General features: G+C 66.5%; 14 protein-coding genes. 7 read left to right on the forward strand and 7 right to left on the reverse strand.

Going from position 1 to position 20,281, the window contains the following annotated elements:
* Positions 1-78 precede the first annotated feature (78 nt).
* The 4 genes from BrevBR_RS12130 to lepA form a co-directional block, all read right to left on the reverse strand.
* Complete coding sequence (locus BrevBR_RS12130; protein ID WP_340001101.1) at positions 79-1,287, reverse strand: type II restriction endonuclease; 1,209 nt, start codon at positions 1,285-1,287, stop codon at positions 79-81.
* Complete coding sequence (locus BrevBR_RS12135; protein WP_340001102.1) at positions 1,244-1,744, reverse strand: very short patch repair endonuclease; 501 nt, start codon at positions 1,742-1,744, stop codon at positions 1,244-1,246. Before BrevBR_RS12135 ends, BrevBR_RS12130 begins: the two co-directional genes overlap by 44 nt.
* Positions 1,737-2,918, reverse strand: coding sequence for a DNA (cytosine-5-)-methyltransferase (dcm, locus tag BrevBR_RS12140; RefSeq protein ID WP_340001103.1), 1,182 nt, complete (start codon positions 2,916-2,918; stop codon positions 1,737-1,739). Before dcm ends, BrevBR_RS12135 begins: the two co-directional genes overlap by 8 nt.
* A gap of 159 nt (positions 2,919-3,077) precedes the next feature.
* Positions 3,078-4,886 carry a translation elongation factor 4 gene (gene lepA / locus BrevBR_RS12145; protein ID WP_340001104.1) on the reverse strand — a complete coding sequence of 603 codons (1,809 nt, stop codon included), beginning with the start codon at positions 4,884-4,886 and terminating at the stop codon, positions 3,078-3,080.
* A gap of 224 nt (positions 4,887-5,110) precedes the next feature.
* Here lepA and BrevBR_RS12150 point away from each other — a divergent pair, with 224 nt between their 5' ends.
* The 3 genes from BrevBR_RS12150 (at position 5,111) to BrevBR_RS12160 (ending at position 9,825) form a co-directional block, all read left to right on the forward strand.
* Positions 5,111-6,271 (forward strand): efflux RND transporter periplasmic adaptor subunit, encoded by a 1,161-nt coding sequence (locus tag BrevBR_RS12150; protein ID WP_340001105.1) that lies wholly within the window; start codon positions 5,111-5,113, stop codon positions 6,269-6,271.
* Positions 6,272-6,281: 10 nt separating this feature from the next.
* Positions 6,282-9,371: an efflux RND transporter permease subunit gene (locus tag BrevBR_RS12155; protein WP_340001106.1), complete on the forward strand. Its 3,090-nt coding sequence runs from the start codon at positions 6,282-6,284 to the stop codon at positions 9,369-9,371.
* A 76-nt stretch (positions 9,372-9,447) separates the two neighbouring features.
* Positions 9,448-9,825, forward strand: coding sequence for a T6SS immunity protein Tdi1 domain-containing protein (locus BrevBR_RS12160; RefSeq protein ID WP_340001107.1), 378 nt, complete (start codon positions 9,448-9,450; stop codon positions 9,823-9,825).
* Positions 9,826-9,930: 105 nt separating this feature from the next.
* Here BrevBR_RS12160 and BrevBR_RS12165 read toward each other — a convergent pair whose 3' ends face one another.
* Positions 9,931-12,555 carry a TonB-dependent receptor gene (locus tag BrevBR_RS12165; protein ID WP_340001108.1) on the reverse strand — a complete coding sequence of 875 codons (2,625 nt, stop codon included), beginning with the start codon at positions 12,553-12,555 and terminating at the stop codon, positions 9,931-9,933.
* Between the two features lie 228 nt (positions 12,556-12,783).
* Positions 12,784-13,998 (reverse strand): Na+/H+ antiporter NhaA, encoded by a 1,215-nt coding sequence (gene nhaA / locus BrevBR_RS12170; RefSeq protein WP_340001109.1) that lies wholly within the window; start codon positions 13,996-13,998, stop codon positions 12,784-12,786.
* A 201-nt stretch (positions 13,999-14,199) separates the two neighbouring features.
* On the opposite strand from nhaA, the gene BrevBR_RS12175 reads away from it, so the two are divergent.
* Together BrevBR_RS12175 and BrevBR_RS12180 are read left to right on the forward strand one after the other, a co-directional pair.
* Positions 14,200-15,660, forward strand: coding sequence for a protein adenylyltransferase SelO family protein (locus BrevBR_RS12175; RefSeq protein ID WP_340001198.1), 1,461 nt, complete (start codon positions 14,200-14,202; stop codon positions 15,658-15,660).
* Between the two features lie 310 nt (positions 15,661-15,970).
* On the forward strand, positions 15,971-16,393 hold the full coding sequence (locus BrevBR_RS12180) for a DoxX family protein (RefSeq protein ID WP_340001110.1): 423 nt from the start codon (positions 15,971-15,973) through the stop codon (positions 16,391-16,393).
* A 9-nt stretch (positions 16,394-16,402) separates the two neighbouring features.
* Here BrevBR_RS12180 and BrevBR_RS12185 read toward each other — a convergent pair whose 3' ends face one another.
* Positions 16,403-17,875, reverse strand: a complete 1,473-nt coding sequence (locus BrevBR_RS12185) for a S41 family peptidase (RefSeq protein WP_340001112.1) — start codon at positions 17,873-17,875, stop codon at positions 16,403-16,405.
* Between the two features lie 129 nt (positions 17,876-18,004).
* Here BrevBR_RS12185 and BrevBR_RS12190 point away from each other — a divergent pair, with 129 nt between their 5' ends.
* Positions 18,005-18,490 (forward strand): MerR family transcriptional regulator, encoded by a 486-nt coding sequence (locus tag BrevBR_RS12190; RefSeq protein ID WP_332640979.1) that lies wholly within the window; start codon positions 18,005-18,007, stop codon positions 18,488-18,490.
* A gap of 4 nt (positions 18,491-18,494) precedes the next feature.
* Positions 18,495-20,279: an acyl-CoA dehydrogenase C-terminal domain-containing protein gene (locus BrevBR_RS12195; RefSeq protein ID WP_340001113.1), complete on the forward strand. Its 1,785-nt coding sequence runs from the start codon at positions 18,495-18,497 to the stop codon at positions 20,277-20,279.
* Positions 20,280-20,281: the final 2 nt, after the last annotated feature.

Below are 20,281 nucleotides of genomic sequence, written 5' to 3' on the forward strand. Positions count from 1 at the left end.
GGGATGCGAGGAAAAAATCTTCCGCGAGTCCCGACGGGTGAGGTGGCGCGGCAACGACGTACCGCGACGCATAGTTCCCTACCCGAGAGTTCGCACCTCGTAGATGAAGCTATCGAGCGTCACCAGTTCGCCCCTTATCGGCTCCGGGTATTTATCAATCAGCTTCGCCGGTACGACCAACCGCACGTTTGCAGCCTTCATCTCTGCAAACTGCGGCATCGAAACACCTTCCTGGAGCGTCAACAGATGCTTGGTTTCGATCCGATCAGCTTCATTGAGAATTTGTCGCCAGCGGTCTTTAACCGTCGTCTTGGAGGCAAGCATGCGGAGCTTGTCCTTAGGATAGGACGGGTCGCGATAGGCCGCCTCGGATGGAAACAGGAAGTCAGGCTTCTTGCCATCCTCGGAGATTGCGCCGTGGCTGAAAGTCCGACCTTGTACCAACCCTTCCTCAAGGAAAATTTCCTTGGTCTGAAGCTCGAGGGACCGACCGGCACGCGATTTTCGGCGCTGTAGAATGGTCTGCGCCAATCCAAGAAAATGGCCAAGGTCCGTAAATCCCGAAGCCACCTTGGAGCCTTCCACCGCCTCCTCAACAGCCTTGAAAATCTCGAACTCGCAATCGCGCCGCTTCAGGAGACGAACGTCAGGCAACTCACTCTGCAGAGGCCTGAGCTCCACTGACTTGCGCACGATTTCTGCCGCAGAGGGGAAGGCGGTCAGCCACGCCGGTGGCATCTGCGACGTGCTGAGCTGGCAAGATGCTACGGCGCTCCCGCCCTTGAACAAGCCGATCGGATCACCGGGCCGCCAGGTTATGTTCCCACCGGGATCTATGGGTCCCAGAATGTCTTCGAAGACTTCGTCCTCGTAGCCGTCACACACCCAGACATGGAGGCTCTTCGCGGCTCCGACCGCGCCTCCTTCGAACACGAAGATGGCGAGCGCGCCGGTGCTGTTGGGGTCAAGCAAAGCCGAATCTGCGCCGCCCCACCCCGTAACCCGCGTCTCGTTCCGGGTCCCTCCAAACAGCTTTCCGTTGTACCAGATAGGCGCAACAGTTCGGATATCGGGATGCGAATCGATGAACGCCTCAAGCGGAACGCGAGGGTTCTTCTGCGTAGGATCCTTCAGTTGCGGAATGACATCGAAGAGCAATGCCTTCGGGATGTATGGCCCGGCCTGGTGACCTTTTGTCTGTTGCGTGTCGTTAGCCGACAGACGCTTGGCGAACCAAATATGATCAGGCTGGGCGTACTGGGCTATCCAGTCCGGCAAACTCGTCACTGGCATTATCTCGCCCCCGGATGGAAACCTGGCGCAAGTGTCCGTCCAGCCAGTTCGCCAGCGTGTCGATAACCTCTTCCAAGCGCAATCTCTCGCGCCCTTTTAAAGAGCACTCCCACACCGTAGCGATCCGCCAACCAGCTCCGAAGAGCTTGTCCTGAGAGGCGAGATCCACAGCACGGTTTCGTTCGATCTTGGCCTGCCAGAACTCCGGTCGCGTCTTCGGCCATTTGAACAGGCGACAGTCGTGTCCATGCCAAAAGCACCCGTGCACGAAGATTACCGCTCGGTGCTTCGGAAGGCAGATGTCCGGCTTTCCCGGCAGATCACAGTGCAGCCGATAGCGAAACCCGCGCGCATGGAGCGCCTTGCGGATCATCAACTCCGGCTTGGTGTTCTTCCCCCGGATGCCGGACATCATCCGGCTACGGGTCGCCGGATCGACGACGTCAGCCAACCTCGGCCTTCGGCCGTTTCCCGAGCGCGGCAAAGAGGTGCGGCTTCATATGTTCGGCTACGGCTTTCACAGCCGGCACCACAACAGAATTGCCGAACTGGCGATAGGCCTGCGTGTCAGAGACCGGAATCACGAACTCCGCGCCGCGAGGCGAATCGAAGCCCATCAACCGCGCGCACTCGCGCGGCGTAAGACGGCGAGGCGTCTCTCCCTCTCCACGTTTGACGAGGATTTCCGACCCATCCTTGTAGTAGCGGGCGGACAATGTCCGAGCGACATCCTCGGGACCAACCAGCCCGAAACCGAAACCGTTGCCGGCCGCCTGGTGCTTCTCCTTGTACCGCTGAAGATAGTTCCAGAGATGATCCGTCAGCGTGTATTTGTCCGCCACGCGACCTGAGTTGCCGACAGTATACTTTTGGTCCGGAATCTCGGACTCATCGCCTTCGAGGTGCAGGATCTCGACCAGCTTGGGCGCCGCGTCCGGCAGCTTCATATCCGCAAAGCGGAAGCCTTGATCCTCGCGGAAACCGACGATGAAAATCCGCTCACGATGCTGCGGCGTCCAGTGACGACCGTCAATCACCCGATAGTCGATCGTATAGCCGAGCTCTTCAAGGGTTTCCTTGATCGTTTTGAAGGTCTGGCCCTTGTCGTGGCCGATCAGGTTGCGGACGTTTTCCAGCAGGAAGGCGGCCGGTTGATGATGTTTGATGATCCGCGCCACATCGAAGAACAGCGTCCCCTGGGTCTTGTCCTCGAACCCGTGAGCGCGGCCCAGGGCGTTCTTCTTGGACACGCCCGCGATCGAGAACGGCTGGCACGGAAAACCGGCCAGCAGGACATCGTGCGCCGGAATGTCGGCGACATCCACCTTGGTGATGTCGCCGTTGATCTCATGGTCGTCGTCGGGGAAGTTCGCGGCGTAGGTCTGCTGGCTGTACTTGTCCCACTCGGACGTGAAGACGCAGCGCCCGCCGATCGACTCGAACCCGCGCCGCAGGCCGCCAATACCGGCAAACAGGTCGATGAAGGTGAAGTCAGCGGGCGGCTGATCCTTTCCGCCACGAAGCAGCTTCAGCCTGGGTTGCGGGGCCGCAGGCGTGACCGGACCGTCAACAGGATCCAAGCTTACCACCGCGTCGGCGGTCGCCTGTCCGGCCTGGTTCACCATTAGGGCATACTCCGACACGGCGATTCCGCGCTTGTTGAGGGTGGCAGACTGAGGAGATTCTGCCAGGAGAACAAGTCAAGAACAAGGGCTTACCAACCGCAAGTCGAGTGCTTGCACCAGTTCTATCCTAACCCTCACCCACGCTGAGGCTGCCGCCCCTCAATCCTCGTCCATCTTCAGAGCCGCGATGAACGCCTCCTGCGGGATCTCCACCTTCCCGAACTGGCGCATCCGCTTCTTCCCGGCCTTCTGCTTCTCGAGCAGCTTCTTCTTCCGCGTCGCATCCCCGCCGTAGCATTTGGACGTCACGTCCTTGCGCAACGCCCGCACCGTCTCGCGGGCGATGATCTTGCCGCCGATGGCCGCCTGGATCGGGATGACGAACAGGTGCGGCGGGATCAGCTCCTTCATCTTCTCGACCATGCTGCGCCCGCGCATCTCGGCGCGGCCGCGGTGGACCAGCATGGAGAGGGCGTCGACGGGCTCGGCGTTGACGAGGATGTTCATCTTGACCAGGTCGCCGACCTTGTAGTCCGACAGCTCGTAGTCGAACGAGGCGTAGCCCTTCGAGATCGACTTCAGCCGGTCGTAGAAGTCGAAGACGACCTCGTTCAGCGGCAGTTCGTAGACCACGAGGGCGCGGCTGCCGACGTAGGACAGCTCGACCTGGGAGCCGCGGCGGTCCTGACACAGCTTGATGACGCCGCCCAGGTATTCGTCGGGGGTCAGGATGGTCGCCTTGATCCACGGCTCGCTGATTTCCATGATCTGCATCACGTCCGGCAGGTCGGCCGGGTTGTGCAGCTCGATCTCGGAGCCGTCGCGCAGGGCGATTTTATAGACCACCGACGGGGCGGTCGCGATCAGGTCGAGGTTGAACTCGCGGCTGAGCCGCTCCTGGATGATCTCCAGATGCAGCAGGCCGAGGAAGCCGCAGCGGAAGCCGAAGCCGAGGGCGGCGCTGGATTCCATCTCATAGGTGAAGCTGGCGTCGTTGAGGCGCAGGCGGCCGATGGCGGCGCGCAGGTCCTCGAAGTCGGCGGCGTCGACCGGGAAGAGGCCGCAGAAGACCACGGACTGGACCTCCTTGAAGCCCTTCAGCGGTTCCGCCGTCGGCTTCTTCTCGTCGGTGATGGTGTCGCCGACGGCGGCGTGGGCGACCTCCTTGATCTGGGCGGTGATGAAGCCGACCTCGCCGGGGCCCAGCTGGTCGACCGGGGTGTTCTTGGGCAGGAAGACGCCGACGCGGTCGATCAGATGGGTCGAGCCGTTCTGCATCATCTTGACGCGCTGGCCGGTCTTCAGCGTGCCGTCGAAGACGCGGACGAGGACGACGACGCCGAGATAGGGGTCGTACCAGGCGTCGACCAGCAGGGCCTTGAGCGGGGCGTTCGGGTCGCCCCTGGGCGCCGGCAGGCGGGTGACGATGGCTTCCAGCACATCCTCGATGCCGATGCCGGACTTGGCCGAGCACAGGACGGCCTCGGAGGCGTCGATGCCGATGACGTCCTCGATCTGCTGGCGCACGCGCTCGGGTTCGGCGGCCGGCAGGTCGATCTTGTTGAGGACCGGGACGATCTCGTGATTGTTGTCGATGGCCTGATAGACGTTGGCCAGCGTCTGGGCCTCCACGCCCTGGGAGGCGTCGACGACCAGCAGCGATCCCTCGCAGGCGGCCAATGAGCGCGACACCTCATAGGCGAAGTCGACGTGGCCCGGCGTGTCCATCAGATTGAGGACGTAGTCGAGCCCGTCCTTCGCCCGGTAGTTCAGGCGCACGGTCTGCGCCTTGATGGTGATCCCCCGCTCCTTCTCGATGTCCATGTTATCAAGGACTTGCGCCGACATTTCGCGCGCGGTCAGGCCGCCGGTCACCTGAATCAGGCGGTCGGACAGGGTCGATTTGCCGTGGTCGATGTGCGCGACAACGGAGAAATTCCGGATACGGTCGATGGGAGGGGTCGTCATGGCCGCGCCGGTAGCACGGCGGGGCGGAATCGCCAACGCGGACCGCGCCGCCGCCCATGCCCGGCAACCGCGATAGTGGCGGATTACTTCGCCGTAAGGGGGTGCTTTCGGGTTTGAGAAGCATCGCCGGAACCGCTATTCAACGGCTGATGACAGAGCGCCCGGGCGGCGCCGAAGGTCGGCGCGCGGTCCCCCCGGCTGCGGCGCCCAACAGGGGATCAGACGTGGCGAACATCAAGCGGAACATGCGTGCCGGCGCGGCGGTCGTACTTGTCGGTCTGGCCCTCGCGGCCTGCGGCGGCGAAGGCGACGCCAGGAAGGCCGAGGCCAAGGCGGGCGAAAAGGCCGGCGCCAGGGCCGGAGGGGGCGCGTCCACCCAGACGGTCTCGGTCGTCGTCGCCTCGTTGCAGAACCTGCCGCGCACCGTGACCGCCTCGGGCAGCGTCTCGGCCTGGGAAGAGGTGCCGGTGGGCGCCGAGACCGGTGGGCTGACGGCGACCGGCGTCTATGTCGACGAAGGAACCTATGTGCGTCAGGGCCAGCCGCTGGTGCAGATGAACGACGCCCTGCTGCGGGCCCAGCTGCGCCAACAACAGGCGGCGGTGGAGACGGCGAACGCCAATGCGGCGCGCGATCAGGCGGCGCTGCAACGGGCGCAGGAGCTGAAGGAGCGGGGCTTCCTCAGCCAGGCCTCGCTGGACACGGCCCTGGCCAACCAGCGCGCCTCGAGCGCCAATGTGGCGGCGGCCCAGGCGGCGCTGTCCGAAACCCGCACCCGCCTGTCGCAGGCGACGATCAAGGCGCCCGTTTCGGGTCTGGTCATCAGCCGCAGCGTCACGCGCGGCCAGATCATCTCGCCGGGAACCGAACTGTTCCGCATCGTCCGCGACGGCCGGCTCGAGCTGGACGCCCAGGTGCCGGAGACCGATCTGGCGCTGGTCCGTGCGGGGCAGAGCGCGGCGGTCTCTTCCGACCAGATCGGCGAGACGACGGGCCGGGTCCGCATCGTGACCCCCGAGGTCAACGCCGGGACGCGTCTGGGCGTGGCCCGCATCGCCCTGAACGGCGGCGGCTTCCGCCCCGGCATGTTCGCCCGCGCCCGCATCCAGGTCGGCGATCAGCCGGCGGTGACCGTGCCGACGGCCTCGGTGCTGTACCGCGAGAACCGGGCCGGCGTCTTCACGCTGGGAACTGACAACCGGGCGCATTTCCAGCCGGTGACGGTGCTGTCGCGCACGACCGATTCGACGGCCGTCAGCGGTCTGGCCGCAGGCGCGCGGGTCGTGGTCGCGGGCGCAGGCTTCCTGGGCGAAGGCGACCGGGTGACCGTGGCGCCGGCCACCCGCCCTGCCCCGGTTCGCGCCGCCGCTCCGGCGAAGAAGTAAGGCCCCGACGATGAAAAACATCTCGTCCTGGTCGATCAAGAATCCGATCCCGATCATCCTCATGTTCGTGCTGCTGACGCTTGCGGGCGTCAACGGCTTCATGGGGATGCGGATCAACAACAACCCCGACATCGATTTCCCGCTGATCAGCGTCTATGCGGGCCGGCCCGGCGCCGCCCCCAGCGAGATGGAAGTCCAGGTCACGCGGCTGATCGAGGACAGCCTCGCCGGTCTGCCGGGGGTGCGTCACATCAATTCGCAGGTGCTGGACGGCTCGTCCCAGACGACGATCGAGTTCGAGCTGGGCACCGATACCGAACGCGCGACCAACGACGTCCGCAACGCCATGAGCGGCCTGCGCGCCGACCTGCCGCAGGACATGCAGGAACCCAGCGTCCAGCGCATCGACATCACCGGCGACGCCCTGATCACCTGGGTGGTCCGGTCGTCGACCATGTCGCCGGAAGAGATCAGTTGGTTCATCGACAACGAAGTCAGCCGTTCCCTGCTGGCGATCAGCGGGGTCGGCGAGGTCAACCGTTCGGGCGGGGTGGATCGCGAGATCCGCGTCGAACTGGATCCGGACCGGCTCGCCTCGTTCGGCCTGACGGCGGCTTCGGTCAGCCAGGCCCTGACCTCGGTCAACAACGACCTGCCCGGCGGGCGGGTGACCATCTCGGGCTCGGAACGGTCGATCCGCACCCTGGGCGCCGCCGGCTCGATCGAGCAGCTGCGCGAGACCCTGATCCCGCTGGCCGGCGGCCGTTCGGCGCGTCTGGGCGATCTGGGCACGGTCACCGACCACTGGAGCGAGCCGCGCCGTCTGGCCCGTTACAACGGACAGGAGGCGGTGACCTTCAACTTCCTGCGCTCGCGCAGCGCGTCGGAGGTCAAGGTCTCCGAAAAGGTCCGCGAGCGCGTCGCCGAGATCGACGAGGCCCACCCGGAACTGACCATCGAGAAGGTCACCTCCAGCGTCGAATACATCGAGGAAAGCTATCTCGCCTCGATCGAAGCCCTGCTGCTGGGCGCCGGCCTGGCGGTCGTGGTGGTGTTCATCTTCCTCAGGGACTGGCGCGCCACCTTCATCACCGCCACGGCCATGCCGCTGTCGCTGATTCCCGCGTTCGCCATCCTCGGGCCGCTGGACCAGTCGCTGAACGTGGTCACCCTGCTGGCCCTGTCTCTGACGGTGGGCATCCTGGTCGACGACGCCATCGTGGAGATCGAGAACATCGTCCGGCACATGCGGGACGGGAAGTCGCCCTATCACGCCTCGATGGAGGCGGCGGACGAGATCGGTCTGGCCGTCGTGGCCACCACGGCCACCATTCTGGCCGTGTTCGCGCCGGTCGGCTTCATGCCGGGCATCATCGGCCAGTTCTTCAAGGCCTTCGCCCTGGCCGCCTGCGTCTCCGTGGCCTTCTCCCTGGTCGTGGCGCGGACGCTGACGCCGCTGATGGCCGCCTATCTGCTGAAGCACCAGAAGCACGAGGACGCCGACCCGTTCTGGATGGGGGCCTATCTGAAGTCCCTGCGCTGGTCGCTGGCCAACCGCTGGAAGGTGTTCGCCCTCGGCACCGTGCTGTTCATCGGCTGCGGGATTCTGGCGACGCGGGTGCCGTTCGAATTCTCGCCCTCGGGCGACCAGTCGCGCGCGGCCTTCTCGATCGAGCTGCCGCCCGGCGCGACCCTGCGCCAGACCGACGCCATCGTTCAACGGGTCACCCGCGACCTGCGGCAGCGGCCCGAGGTGACCTCGGTCTACGCCGCCGTCGGGGGCCAGGACGTCAACCAGGCCAATGTCTACGCCGACATGGTCGGCAAGGGCGAACGGGAGCTGAGCCAGCAGGAGTTCGCGCGCCAGATGGTCGACGGCTGGAAGGCCATTCCGGGCGCCCGGATCGGCGCCGGCACCGGCAACCAGGGCGGCGGCCCGTCGGACGGGACCAGCTACACCTTCGCCATCCTGGGCGACAATCCGGCGGCCCTGCAGGCCGCGGCCCGCCAGATCGAAGCCGAGATGCGCACCGTTCCCGGGCTGGCCAATGTGGTCAACACCGCCTCGATCGCGCGGCCGGAAATCCTCGTCACGCCGCGTCCGGACCAGGCGGCCCTGATGGGGGTCTCGACCGGCGACATTTCCCAGACCATCCGCGTCGCCACCATCGGCGACGTCGCGCAGAACCTGCCCAAATACAATCTGGGCGACCGTCAGGTGCCGATCCGTCTGCAGCTGTCGGAGGCGGCGCGCGAGGACCTGTCGGTGCTGGAGACCCTGCGGGTGCCGACCAGCGACGGCGGCGCCGTGCCGCTGAGCGCCGTGGCCGACATCCAGTTCGGATCGGGGCCGTCGCAGGTGCTGCGTCAGGACCGTTCGCGCATCGCCTCGATCACCGCCGAACTGGACGGCATCCGCTCGGGCGAGGCCGACGCGGCGGTCAAGAAGCTGCCGTCCGTGAAGAACCTGCCCGCCGGGGTGCGTCAGGTGCCGGCCGGGGACGCCGAATTCATCCAGGAGATGATCACCGGCTTCGCCGTCGCCTTCGCCACCGGCATCCTGCTGATGTACGCCGTCCTGGTGCTGCTGTTCCGGAGCTTCGCCTATCCCATCACCATCATGGCCTCGCTGCCGCTGGCCATCGGCGGGGCCTTCGTGGCCCTGATGATCGGCGGCTCCAGCTTCTCGATCTCGTCGCTGATCGGGGTGCTGATGCTGATGGGGATCGCGGCCAAGAACTCCATCCTGCTGGTCGACTATATCGTCATGGCCGAGAAGGACGGGATGAAGCGTCTGGACGCCATCATGGACGCCGCCCACAAGCGGGCGAGGCCCATCCTGATGACCACCTTCGCCATGGGCGCGGGCATGATGCCCGTGGCCATCGGCTGGGGCGCGGACGTCGAATTCCGTCAGCCGATGGCCATCGCCGTGGTGGGGGGGCTGATCTCCTCGACCTTCCTGTCGCTGCTGTTCATTCCGCCGATCTTCACCATCGTGGACGACATCGCCGGCTTCTTCGCCCGGCGCATGAGCAAGATGTTCGCGGGCCAGCGCCATGTGGCGGGCCAGCCGGAAGCGACCGCCACGGCGGAGTAGGCCGCGGGACCATGGGGGAGCGGGCGGTTCATCCGTCCGCTTCCGACCGTAGCGGATGTCGCGGATGCGAGGCAGGATGCGCCCATGGCGCTTCCCAACTTCCTTTCCGATGCTGCCGACGTGGCACCTCTCGGGGTGGGGCCCGATCCTGCGCCCAGGCCGCAAGTTCTCCGGACCAACCTCTTCGGGGACGCCTTCCTGGCGCACACTCGAGAATGATGAAGAGGGTTGGCAACTGCGCCGCCTCGCGGATGCCTGTGGGGCCGCCGGCAAGGTTCTGGCTGTGGACCAATGCTACGCCTTCACGACGCTTCCGGTCTTCGGAGGAAGCTATTCGGAAGAGAACGTCCGGGTCGCACCATGGCGTGAATGGTTCTCCTTCACCGCAGACATCTACCGCCAGACCGGACACCTGCCGGATGGCGCCGCCATTTCCTTGAGGGTGACGGACTGAACGGGCGGCTTCGGCTCTGCGCATGGCGCCACGGAATTCACCCCAAAACAAAACCGGCCGGGGTTTCCCCCGGCCGGCTGGTCGTCCCGCCTTGCGGCGAAGCGTTTAGTACTTGAAGCGCAGGGTCGCGCCGTAGGTGCGCGGCTGGCCCAGGAAGGCGTCGTAGGTCTGGGTGTCCAGGGCCGGGTTGTAGTAGGTGCCGTTCGGCTGGACCGTCGTCTGGAACGCCGAGCCTTGCAGCGGGGCGTTGTAGGCGACCTGGATGTACTCTTCGTCGGTCAGGTTCTGGACCCAGAACTCGGCCGTCCAGCGCTCGTCCTCGGTGCCGATCATGACGCGGCCGTTCAGGGTCGTGAAGGCTTCCTGTTGCTTGTAGGGCAGCAGGTCCGATCCGGTGTTGTAGTCGTCCATGTATTTGGCGGCGAGGCTGAAGCCGGCGCGCAGGCCGTTGCCCATGCTGCGGTCATAGTTGATCGAGCCGGTGGCCGACCATTCCGGAGCGAACGAGGCGCGGGCGCCCGGCAGCAGCGAGAGCTGCGGGAAGTTGCCCGGGTTCGTCAGGTCGGCGGCGGTGAAGTTACCGTATTCGGCATTGGTGTAGGTGACGCCGCCCTGGAAGCTCAGGCCCTCGATCGGGGTGAACCAGACCATGTCGGCGTCGACGCCGCGCGAGGTCAGTTCGGGGATCGATTCCACCACGAAGGCGGTGCCGAGGAAGGTGTTGAGCTGGAAGTCCTCGAACGTCTGGTCGAAGTAGGTGGCGTTCAGCAGCAGGGTGCGGTTCAGCAGCGTCATCTTCACGCCGGCTTCGTAGCTGTCGACCACTTCCGAGGGGAACAGCAGCGAGGCGTTGGGCGTGATGCCTGTCTGCACCCGGTCCAGGTTGTAGCCGAAGCTCTTGTAGCCGCGGGCGTACGAGACATAGGTCAGGATTGACGGGTTCAGGCGATAGGACGCCTTGATCGTGCCGCTGAGTTCGCCGTCGTCGAAGCTCTCCGAGACGTTGCGGTTGTTGAAGGCTGCGTTCGCCCAGGGAAGGCAGAAGTTGCCCAGGATCGTCGGCGTGTTCGCGCCGAGAACCGCGCCGATGGCGGCGGCGTTGCCGAGGGCGGCGGCGCAGGTGGCGCCGTTGCCGTTGATGTTGCGCTGCTGCGCCTCGAGCGACTTGTCATCCAGGGTGTAGCGAAGGCCCAGGGTGATGTCGAAGGCGTCGGTGACGTGCCAGCTGTTGTTGGTGAAGACGGCGAAGGACGTCGACTCCTGGTCGTAGTTGTCCTCGACGCCCTGGCCGACGATGAAGCCGGGGCCGCCGCCGCCCACCGCGCCGCCGGAGCCCAGGCACTGCAGGAAGCCGAAGGGCGGAACCGGGTTGCTGGGCACCTGGCCCGGACGGGTGTAGCAGCCGATGGTCGACGGGCTGATCGGCAGGGCCGGGTTCGCCGCGTTCAGACGGGCGCTGAGCAGCAGCGACAGGAAGGGGGTGTAGTCGGCGCCGAAGTAGTAGCTGTCGGTCCGGTTGATGTCTTCCTTGGTGGCGAAGACGCCGACCAGCCAGTCGAGCGTGTCGTTCGAGCCGGCGAGGCGGAACTCCTGGGTCAGATTCTCGACCGAGAAGCCGTAGTCGCCGTCCTGGACGCGGTACAGCAGGTCAGCGCCGGTGTAGTCGATGTCCTGGCCGAGGCTGGAGGTCCATTTGCGGGCCGAGGTGACCGAGGTCAGGGTCGCGCCGCCGAACATCGACGGCAGGTCGATGTTGGCCTCGATCGAGACGCCCTTGTCCTCGACTTCCTGGCCGGTCGCGCGGTTGGCGTAGCCGGTGCGCAGGAAGGGCAGCGGGCCAAAGCCGGCGGCCGGCGGACGCTGGCCGGTTCCGTTGGAGAGGGCGTCGACGAACGGATAGGTCGGACCGGTCCGGATCTGGGTGCCGACACAGCAGAACTCGTCGCGCGACGAATAGTCGGCGATGACGCGGACGGAAGTGTTGTCGTTCGGCAGCCACAGCAGCTGACCGCGGACGGTGCCGAAGTCCTGGTTGCCGTCGGTGGTTTCCGAGCGCGGGCCGTCGCCGGTGTCGACATCCATCAGGCCGTCGCGGACGCGGCGGCCGGCGTAGAGGCGGAAGGCCAGCTGATCCGTGATCGGGCCGGTGACCGAACCGGAGGCGGCCATCTGGCCGTAGTTGCCGGCGGTCAGTTCGGCGTTGAAGCCCGGCGTGAACGACGGTGCCTCGGTGATGATGTTGATGACGCCGGCCGAGGTGTTCTTGCCAAACAGCGTGCCCTGCGGACCCTTCAGCACCTCGATGCGGGCCATTTCGCCCAGGTCGCCGAAGCCGACCGAGTTACGCGAACGGTAGACGCCGTCGATGACCACGCCGACCGAGCTTTCCAGACCGGGGTTGTCGCCGACCGTGCCGACGCCGCGGATGCGGGCGGTGGTCGAGGCTTCCGACGAGGTCGAGGTGACCGTCATGCCGGGGGTCAGGATCTGCAGGTCCTTGATGTCGCGGACGCCGGCGTCCTGCAGCACTTCCTGCGACAGGCTGGTGACCACGATCGGCACGTCCTGCAGGTTCTGCTCACGCTTCTGGGCGGTGACGATGATGTCGTCGATCGTCGTAGGCTGGTCCTGCGGCGCCTGCTGGGCCGAGGCGGCGCCGGCGATGCCGAATGCGCAGGCGCCGACGACGGCGGCCGACACAGTTGTGCGAAGAAGATTGGTAAGGCGCATGGTCGCTCCCCGACATGGGCCGGGACTCCGTCATGGACGGCGACCGCGGCGTTTCCTGATCCCTGGCCCGCGCCCTTCTGTGGAGCACGGAAAGTCCAACTTCCGGGGTAATCCAAGCCGGACTCAGCGACAAGCAGCGCGAGGGTTTCCGGCCCTGTTTCCGCCATGGCGCAAGCATGACTGTGACGCAAAAGCGACAGAAATCGATGACGCTAGGTCAATATTCGCCTAGTCCGGGATAGTATCCGGCGTCTGTTCGGCCAAAATCTTGCGCCGCTCGGAGGCGACGGCCAGTACGACTCCACCCACCGTCGCAGAAAGCAGCGATCCCAACAGGACGCCGAGCTTGACCTCGATCTGTTCGGGCGAGTCGATGGCGCCGGGGAAGGCCAGGGCCCCGATGAACAGACTCATGGTGAACCCGACCCCGCACAGCAGGCTGACGCCGTAGAGCTCCAGCCAGGTCGCGCCGGTCGGCTTGCGGCCGACCTTCAGCGCCGAGGCCAGCCAGGCCGCGCCCAGCACGCCGATCTGCTTGCCGGCGAACAGGCCGAAGGCGACGCCCAGGACCAGCGGAGCCAGCATCTGATCCAGCGACAGGCCGGCGAAGCTGACCCCGGCCTTGGCGAAAGCGAACAGAGGCAGGACCAGAAAGGCCACATAGGGGTGGAGGTCGTGCATGGCCTCCCGCAGCGGGCTCTGACCGTCGCAACGGCGATCGACGATGGGCACGATGGCGGCGAAGGCGACGGCGGTCAGCGATGTCGACAGGCCCGCCCGCACGGTCAGATACCAGACCATGGCGAAGCCCAGGACCCAGAACGGCGCCGGAATCTTCCGATTGCGCGCGACGAGGAAGCCCACCGCCAGAAGGGCCCCGACTCCCAGGAGCGGCGGAAGATCGATCCCGGAAGAGAACAGGGCGGCGATCAGGGCGATCGCGCCCAGATCGTCGACGATGGCCAGGGTCAGCAGAAAGACCCGCAGCGACGAAGGCAGATTGCGCGCCGCGACGGCGAAGACGGCGAGGGCGAAGGCGATGTCCGTCGCCAGCGGGATCGGCCAGCCGCCGTGCGGGCCGCCGAGAAGGCCGGAAATGGCCAGATAGACAAGGGCGGGCGCTATCATGCCGCCGGCAGCGGCCAGAACCGGGGTGGCCAGATTGCGGGGATCGCTGAGTTCGCCGCGCAGGATCTCGTATTTGATCTCGAGCCCGACCACGAGGAAGAAGACCGCCATCAGGCCTTCCTTGATCCATTCGGAGATGGACATCTCGAGGATCAGGGGTCCGACCTGCAGGACCTGCTCGCTCTTCAGCCAGCCGAAATAGGCCCCTGACAGCGGCGAGTTGGCGACGATCAGTGCGGTCAGGGCGGCGAGGCCCAGCACCATGCCGGAACCCGCCTCGGTCTTGAGGAAGTCGAGAGTCAGTTTGCGCGCCACGGCGGCCTCCGGATCAGAAAGGTCTGTCGTGGCGTCAGGTTATCGACGGACGCCGGACCGGATTCGCGCGCAATGAGGAGGCGCGCCGGCCTGACCGGAAAAGTCCGGCCTGATCTCTGGGGACACAATAGCGGGGCGCGCGGGCCGTTCAACCGTAACCCGACGGTTGCGCCGGCGGGCCAGAGGCCGCATTTGCGCCGAATGCCCGTCTCGCCCGCCTACCGCCCCGATCCCCGTTTCTTCGATCTGGGGGAGGATTATGGCGACGCCGTCGCGGCGGCGGACTTTCCCGAGGCCATCCTGCGCGTCCGCAACGACCGGGCGGCCGCGAGCGTGGGTCTGGACGCCCTGACCGACGCCGAGTGGATTTCGCATTTCGGCCGGTTCGAACCCCTGCCCGGTCAACCGGGCCCGGTCGCCATGCGTTATCACGGCCATCAGTTCCGCACCTACAACCCCGACCTCGGCGATGGACGCGGCTTTCTGGCGGCGCAGCTGCGGGAGCGCCCTCAAGCAGCGAGCGCCCGCGGCGTGAGCGACAGGGAAAACAATGCCGGCCGGCTGCTCGATCTGGGCACCAAGGGCTCGGGCCAGACGCCGTGGTCGCGCGGGGCTGACGGGCGGCTGACGCTGAAGGGCGGAATGCGCGAGGTGCTGGCGGCCGAAATGCTGGAGGCGCTGGGCGTTCCCACCAGCCGGGCCTTCAGCCTGATCGAGACCGGCGAGGCCCTGCAGCGCGGCGACGAGCCTTCGCCGACGCGGTCGGCCGTTCTGGTGCGGCTGTCGCACAGCCACATCCGCTTCGGCACCTTCCAGCGGGCGGCGTATCTGGGCCGCAGGGACATGATCGAGGCCCTGGTCGAGCACGCGCGCGCCCTGTATCACCCCGCCGTCGCCCCGGGAGACGCGCCCGGCTTTCTGCGCGCCGTGGTCGAGGCGTCGGCGCGGCTGACGGCGCGGTGGATCGCGGCCGGCTTCGTCCACGGGGTGCTGAACACCGACAATCTGAACGTCACGGGCGAGAGCTTCGACTACGGCCCCTGGCGGTTCCTGCCGCATTACGAGCCCGGCTTCACCGCCGCCTATTTCGACCAGACGGGCCTGTACGCCTTCGCCCGCCAGCCCGAGGCGGTGTTCTGGGCCCTGACCCAGCTGGGCGGCGCCCTGAAGCTGGTCGCCGACGCAGGACCCCTGACCGACGCCCTGAACGGTTTCGGCGCGGCCTATATCCGCGAACTGCGCGCCGCCTTCCTGGCGCGGCTGGGTGTGCAGAGCCTCGGCGAGGCTGCGGACCAGCGGCTGCTGGACACGACCCTGGCCCTGCTGCGCCAAGGGGGCGAGGCCCTGCGGTGGGAGCCGCTGTTCTTCGACTGGTTCGGCGGCTTCGCCTCGTCCGCCCGGGCGCTGGGCGGCCCCCGGGGCAAGCTGTACCAGGGCGAGACCTTCGACGCCTTCCGCTTCGCCCTGTTCGAACACGCGCCCGACCGTCCGGAACGGCTGGAGCACCCGGTTTTCGCCCGCCCCGAGCCCGAGGAAATGCTGATCGACGAGGTCGAGGCAATCTGGACGGCCATCGACGACGATGACGACTGGGGCGCGCTGTACGGCAAGATCCGGCGCGTTCGCGAAGCCGGGGAAGCCTGGGCCCTGACCGACTGCTGACAGCAGGCTGGCAGCAAGGTGGCGGTAGGGACAGCAGGCCGGTCGCAGCCGGCCCCGTCACCTGATCGGAGGAGCCGCCATGCCGAACCCCTGCCCGTGTTCCCCCGGCCACAAGCTTGACCTTAACCCGCCCTCAACGCCGGCCGCATTACAGAGAATTATGCATACGGCCACGCTTCGGCCCCGTAGCTCTCGCAGAAGGCGGTCACGGATGGTTACGGTCTCGCTTCGCACCCTTGCGGAATGGATTGCGCGATCCGACATCGCCACTGTTGCCAATCACAAGAGCGCCCTCCCCGGCGTCAAGAATATGACTTCTCAGACTCTCACCCCCGCCCGCTCGCGCCTGAACGCCAGCTATCGCAACCTGACCCTGTGGACGCTGCAGGGCTGGCTCGTGATGTTCTTCATCGGCGCCGGTTACGCCAAGCTCAGCGAGCCGATGACCAATCTGATCGAACTGATGCGCTGGCCCGCCCTGGTCAGCGAGAACATGGTCCGCGGCCTCGGCGTCGCGGAAATCATTCTCGCGGTTCTGGTTCTGGCGCCGCTGGTGTCGTGGAAGCACGGCCGTCCGCTGCTGGTCATGGCCGCCTCGGGCCTGCTGGCGCTGGAAGTCGTCATGCTGGGCCTGCACGCCTTCGGCATGGACGTCGGCCCCGCGGTGACCAACCTCATCCTGATCGCGATGACCGCCCCGGTGCTGTGGATGCGGGCCCGCGAGGTTCGCTGATCCTCCGCCTCAAGGGCGCGAGCGCGTCGATCGGATGGCCACCAGGGCCTGCGCCAGCACCAGGTCTTCAGCCACGCCGATCGGTTCACGCGGCAGCGGTCGATCAGGGATGACGCCGATCAGGCGCTCGTCCCCGCTGGGCCGGACAATACGGCTCTTCGGGAAGGTCACGGTGAAGCCCGTCACGGGGAGTTCGAATCCAATCACCGAGGCGTAGGTCGTCGGCACGTCCGCCGTCTCCTCGCCCCATATCTCGCCGAAGTCGTAGTCCTGGATCAGCGCGGCCGCAGAGGCCGCGTTGGAATAGGAATGGCGGTTCACCAGAACATGGACGCGGCCGTGAAAGCGCGGCTCGGGGCGAGGTGCATTCATCTCCAGCTCGAACGGGTAACGGGCTCCGTTCGGCTGCACCGCCTCGGCGGCGGCCAGCCGGCCCAGAATTCCCCCGGCCGCCATGCCGTCCCGCGCTTGGTACCAAGCCTTCGCCTGCACGCTGGCCCGCAGGGTGAAGCTCGAAGCGAAGCGGAAAGGCTCGTCGGCGAACCAGGCGATCATCGGGTCGCTCAAGCTGTTGTCTCCGCCGGGATTGTTGCGCAGATCGAGGACCAGGTCCGTCGTTCCCGCCTCGATCAAACGCCCGAAGGCGTCGTCCACGAATGCGAGGAAGGCGCCGGTCTCGGCAGCGGCCTCGGGCTCCTGGAACGGACCCGGACGCAGATAGGCGATGCCGTCGCCGAGCAGCCGGAACTCACGAGCCGAAAAGTCGGCGGAGAGCGACGGCGTGGGCCACGTCTTCCTCAGAGCACCGAGTTCCGCGATCGTCACCGCCCGCGCCCGGCCCTGGATCATCGCACCGTCCGCGCCCCGTCCGGTGATGTCGATCCCGTCCGCCTCCGGAAGGGCGAACCACAGCAGCGCGGGAAATGATTCCTCCATCTGGGCGTGGGCCATGGAGGGCCGCTCGGCCGACACCCACGCCCCCAGCCGCTCCAGCCAGACCGCGACCGGATCGCCGTTGAGCGCCAGCACCTCCGTGCCGGCCGGGAACCGCCCTTCTGCGTCCGCCGCCTCCGTCAACATCACCCGCCCCTCGTCGACCCGGATGAAGACCGGCAGGATTCGCCCGCCATGCTGGATATGGGAGACGAAGCCCTGGATCGGCGCATCCACGCGCGCATGGCCGACCCGACCATAGGCCGCGAACGCCTGGAACAGGATCGCCGCGGTTTGCCGCGTCATCGGGCCGTTGATTTCGCCACGCATCCGCGCGTGCAGGCGATCGTAATCGGCGCGCGGCCGATGGGCGAACAGGTCGTAGTGCGCCTGCTCCAGCCCGGCATAGAGGAGGTCCAGCTCGGTCCTCGCCTCCTCGGCGGACAAGACGGCCTCCGGTCCGGTCTCCTGACCCGACGCCGCGACCGGCGCGCAGGCCAGCATCATGGCGGCAGCCATCCCCGCCACCCGTCTTCCGATCTCCGTCATCACCTCGCCCCTCCTGATCCGGGACAGTTCCGCACGGGCGACAGGCGGGGCCAAGTTACTTTGAAGTCAGGGTTTGGCGCGTCAGAACTTCCCTTTACGTTCACGTCAAGTTTGAGCTATGCATCATGCATGGCGACCGCCGACGATCATCGCACCTATTCGATCCGCCAGTTGTGCCGCGAGTTCGGCGCGACGGCCCGGGCCCTGCGCTTCTATGAGGACAAGGGTCTGCTGACGCCCGCCCGCAAGGGGCAGACGCGCGTCTATGACGCCCGTGACCGCGCCCGGCTGAAGCTGATCCTGCGGGGCCGGCGCATCGGGTTCAGCCTGCTGGAGATCCAGGAGATGCTGGACCTCTACGACCACGACAATCACAACGCCCATCAGATGGCCGTCGCCCTGCGCCGCCACCGGGCCCAGATCGCCGCGCTGAAACAGCAGCGCGAAGACCTCGACGCCGCCATAGAGACGGCCGAGGAAGCCTGCGCCGTCATGGAGAAGAAGCTGGGCGAGTTCCGCCCCGATCTTCTGCCGGGCGCCGAGGAATACGCCGACCTGCTGAAGGCCCGGCTGAATCCCGATCCCCACCACCAGCCCTTCAAAGCGAGAGCGTAGTTCCATGGCCTACAAGGCGCCTGTCCGCGACCTGACGTTCATTCTGGACGAGGTGCTGGAGATCGACCGCTATGCGAACCAGCCCGGTTTCGCCGACGTCTCGTCCGATCTGGTCGCCCAGATCCTCGAGGAAGGCGCCAGGTTCGCGGAAGAGGTCATCGCCCCGCTGAACCGCGTCGGCGATCAGGAAGGCTGCAAATGGGTCGACGGCAAGGTCACGGGCCCGACCGGCTGGAAGGAAGCCTACAAGGCCATGGTCGAGGCCGGCTGGCCCGCACTGTCGGCCCTGCCCGAGCATGGCGGCCAGGGGATGCCGTCCGTCGTGGCCATGGCGTTCGGCCAGATGACGGCCGCCGCCAGCGCCGCCTTCTCGATGTATCCGGGGCTGACGGCCGGCGCCTACTGGGGCCTGAACGCCAACGGCTCGGACGAGCTGAAGGCGAAATACCTGCCGAAGATGGCGACCGGCGAGTGGGGCGGCACCATGAACCTGACCGAGCCGCAGTGCGGCACGGATCTGGGCCTGATCCGGACGAAGGCGGTTCCGAACGGCGACGGCAGCTACAACATCACCGGCCAGAAGATCTGGATCTCGTCCGGCGAGCACGACTTCACCGACAACATCATCCATCTGGTGCTGGCCCGCATCGAGGGCGCGCCGGCCGGGATCAAGGGCATCAGCCTGTTCGTGGTGCCCAAGGTGTTCGTCAATGAGGACGGCAGCCTGGGCGAGCGCAACGCGGGCGCGGCCTGCGCCGGCCTCGAGCACAAGATGGGCATCCACGGCAACGCCACCTGCGTCATGGCCTATGAGAACGCCAAAGGCTGGCTGGTCGGGACCGAGAACAAGGGCATGGCGGCCATGTTCGTGATGATGAACGAGGCGCGTCTGGGCACCGGCCTGCAGGGCCTTTCGATCGGCACCGCCGCCTATCAGGCCGCTGTCGAGTTCGCCCATGACCGGCTTCAGGGCCGCTCGCTGACCGGTCCGAAGAACCCGGACGGCCCGGCGGACTCGATCATGGTCCACCCCGACGTGCGGCGGATGCTGCTGGAGGCCAAGGCCTTCGTCGAAGGCGGTCAGGCCTTCACCCTGTGGACCGCCCTGCAGGCGGATCTGCAGCACTCGAACGACGAGGCCGAGGCCCAGAAGGCCCGCGACTACATGGGTCTGATCACGCCGGTGCTGAAGGCCTATCTGACCGACAAGGGCTTCCACGTCGCCAGCCTGGCCATGCAGGTGCACGGCGGCAGCGGTTACACCGAGCATTTCCCCGCCAGCCAGTATCTGCGCGATGCGCGGATCACCATGATCTACGAGGGCGCCAACGGCATCCAGGCGCTGGATCTGGTGGGACGGAAACTGCCCGCCAACGGCGGCCGCGCGATCATGAGCTGGTTCGCCGACATCGACGCCTTCGTGGCCGAGAACGGCGGCGACGGCCCGGTCAAACCTTTTGTCGACGGCTTGGCCGACGCGAAGAAGAAGCTGCAGGAAGGCACCATGTGGCTGATGCAGAACGGCATGCAGAACCCGGACAACGCCGGGGCGGCCAGCACCGACTATCTGCACATCTTCGGCCTGACGGCGCTGGCCTATATGTGGGCCCAGATGGCCAAGGCGGCCCAGGCGAAGGTCGACGGGGGTTCGACCGATCCGTTCTACGCCAACAAGCTGATGACCGGCCGCTACTTCGTCGAGCGCATCCTGCCCGACACCGGCGCGCATCTGGCCAAGCTGAAAACCGGCGCGGAAGTGCTGATGCAGATGCCGGCCGAGGCGTTCTGAGC

The sequence above is a fragment of the Brevundimonas sp. BR2-1 genome, from assembly GCF_037626195.1.
Classification (GTDB): Bacteria; Pseudomonadota; Alphaproteobacteria; order Caulobacterales; family Caulobacteraceae; genus Brevundimonas.

Excerpts from the sequence above, each read along its gene's own strand:
- BrevBR_RS12160 (WP_340001107.1), top strand. The coding sequence starts at position 9,448 with ATGCGCCCATGGCGCTTCCCAACTTCCTTTCCGATGCTGCCGACGTGG.
- BrevBR_RS12185 (WP_340001112.1), bottom strand. The coding sequence starts at position 17,875 with ATGACGGAGATCGGAAGACGGGTGGCGGGGATGGCTGCCGCCATGATG.
- lepA (WP_340001104.1), bottom strand. The coding sequence starts at position 4,886 with ATGACGACCCCTCCCATCGACCGTATCCGGAATTTCTCCGTTGTCGCG.
- dcm (WP_340001103.1), bottom strand. The coding sequence starts at position 2,918 with ATGGTGAACCAGGCCGGACAGGCGACCGCCGACGCGGTGGTAAGCTTG.
- BrevBR_RS12190 (WP_332640979.1), top strand. The coding sequence starts at position 18,005 with ATGGCGACCGCCGACGATCATCGCACCTATTCGATCCGCCAGTTGTGC.
- BrevBR_RS12165 (WP_340001108.1), bottom strand. The coding sequence starts at position 12,555 with ATGCGCCTTACCAATCTTCTTCGCACAACTGTGTCGGCCGCCGTCGTC.
- BrevBR_RS12180 (WP_340001110.1), top strand. The coding sequence starts at position 15,971 with ATGACTTCTCAGACTCTCACCCCCGCCCGCTCGCGCCTGAACGCCAGC.
- BrevBR_RS12175 (WP_340001198.1), top strand. The coding sequence starts at position 14,200 with ATGCCCGTCTCGCCCGCCTACCGCCCCGATCCCCGTTTCTTCGATCTG.
- BrevBR_RS12155 (WP_340001106.1), top strand. The coding sequence starts at position 6,282 with ATGAAAAACATCTCGTCCTGGTCGATCAAGAATCCGATCCCGATCATC.
- BrevBR_RS12195 (WP_340001113.1), top strand. The coding sequence starts at position 18,495 with ATGGCCTACAAGGCGCCTGTCCGCGACCTGACGTTCATTCTGGACGAG.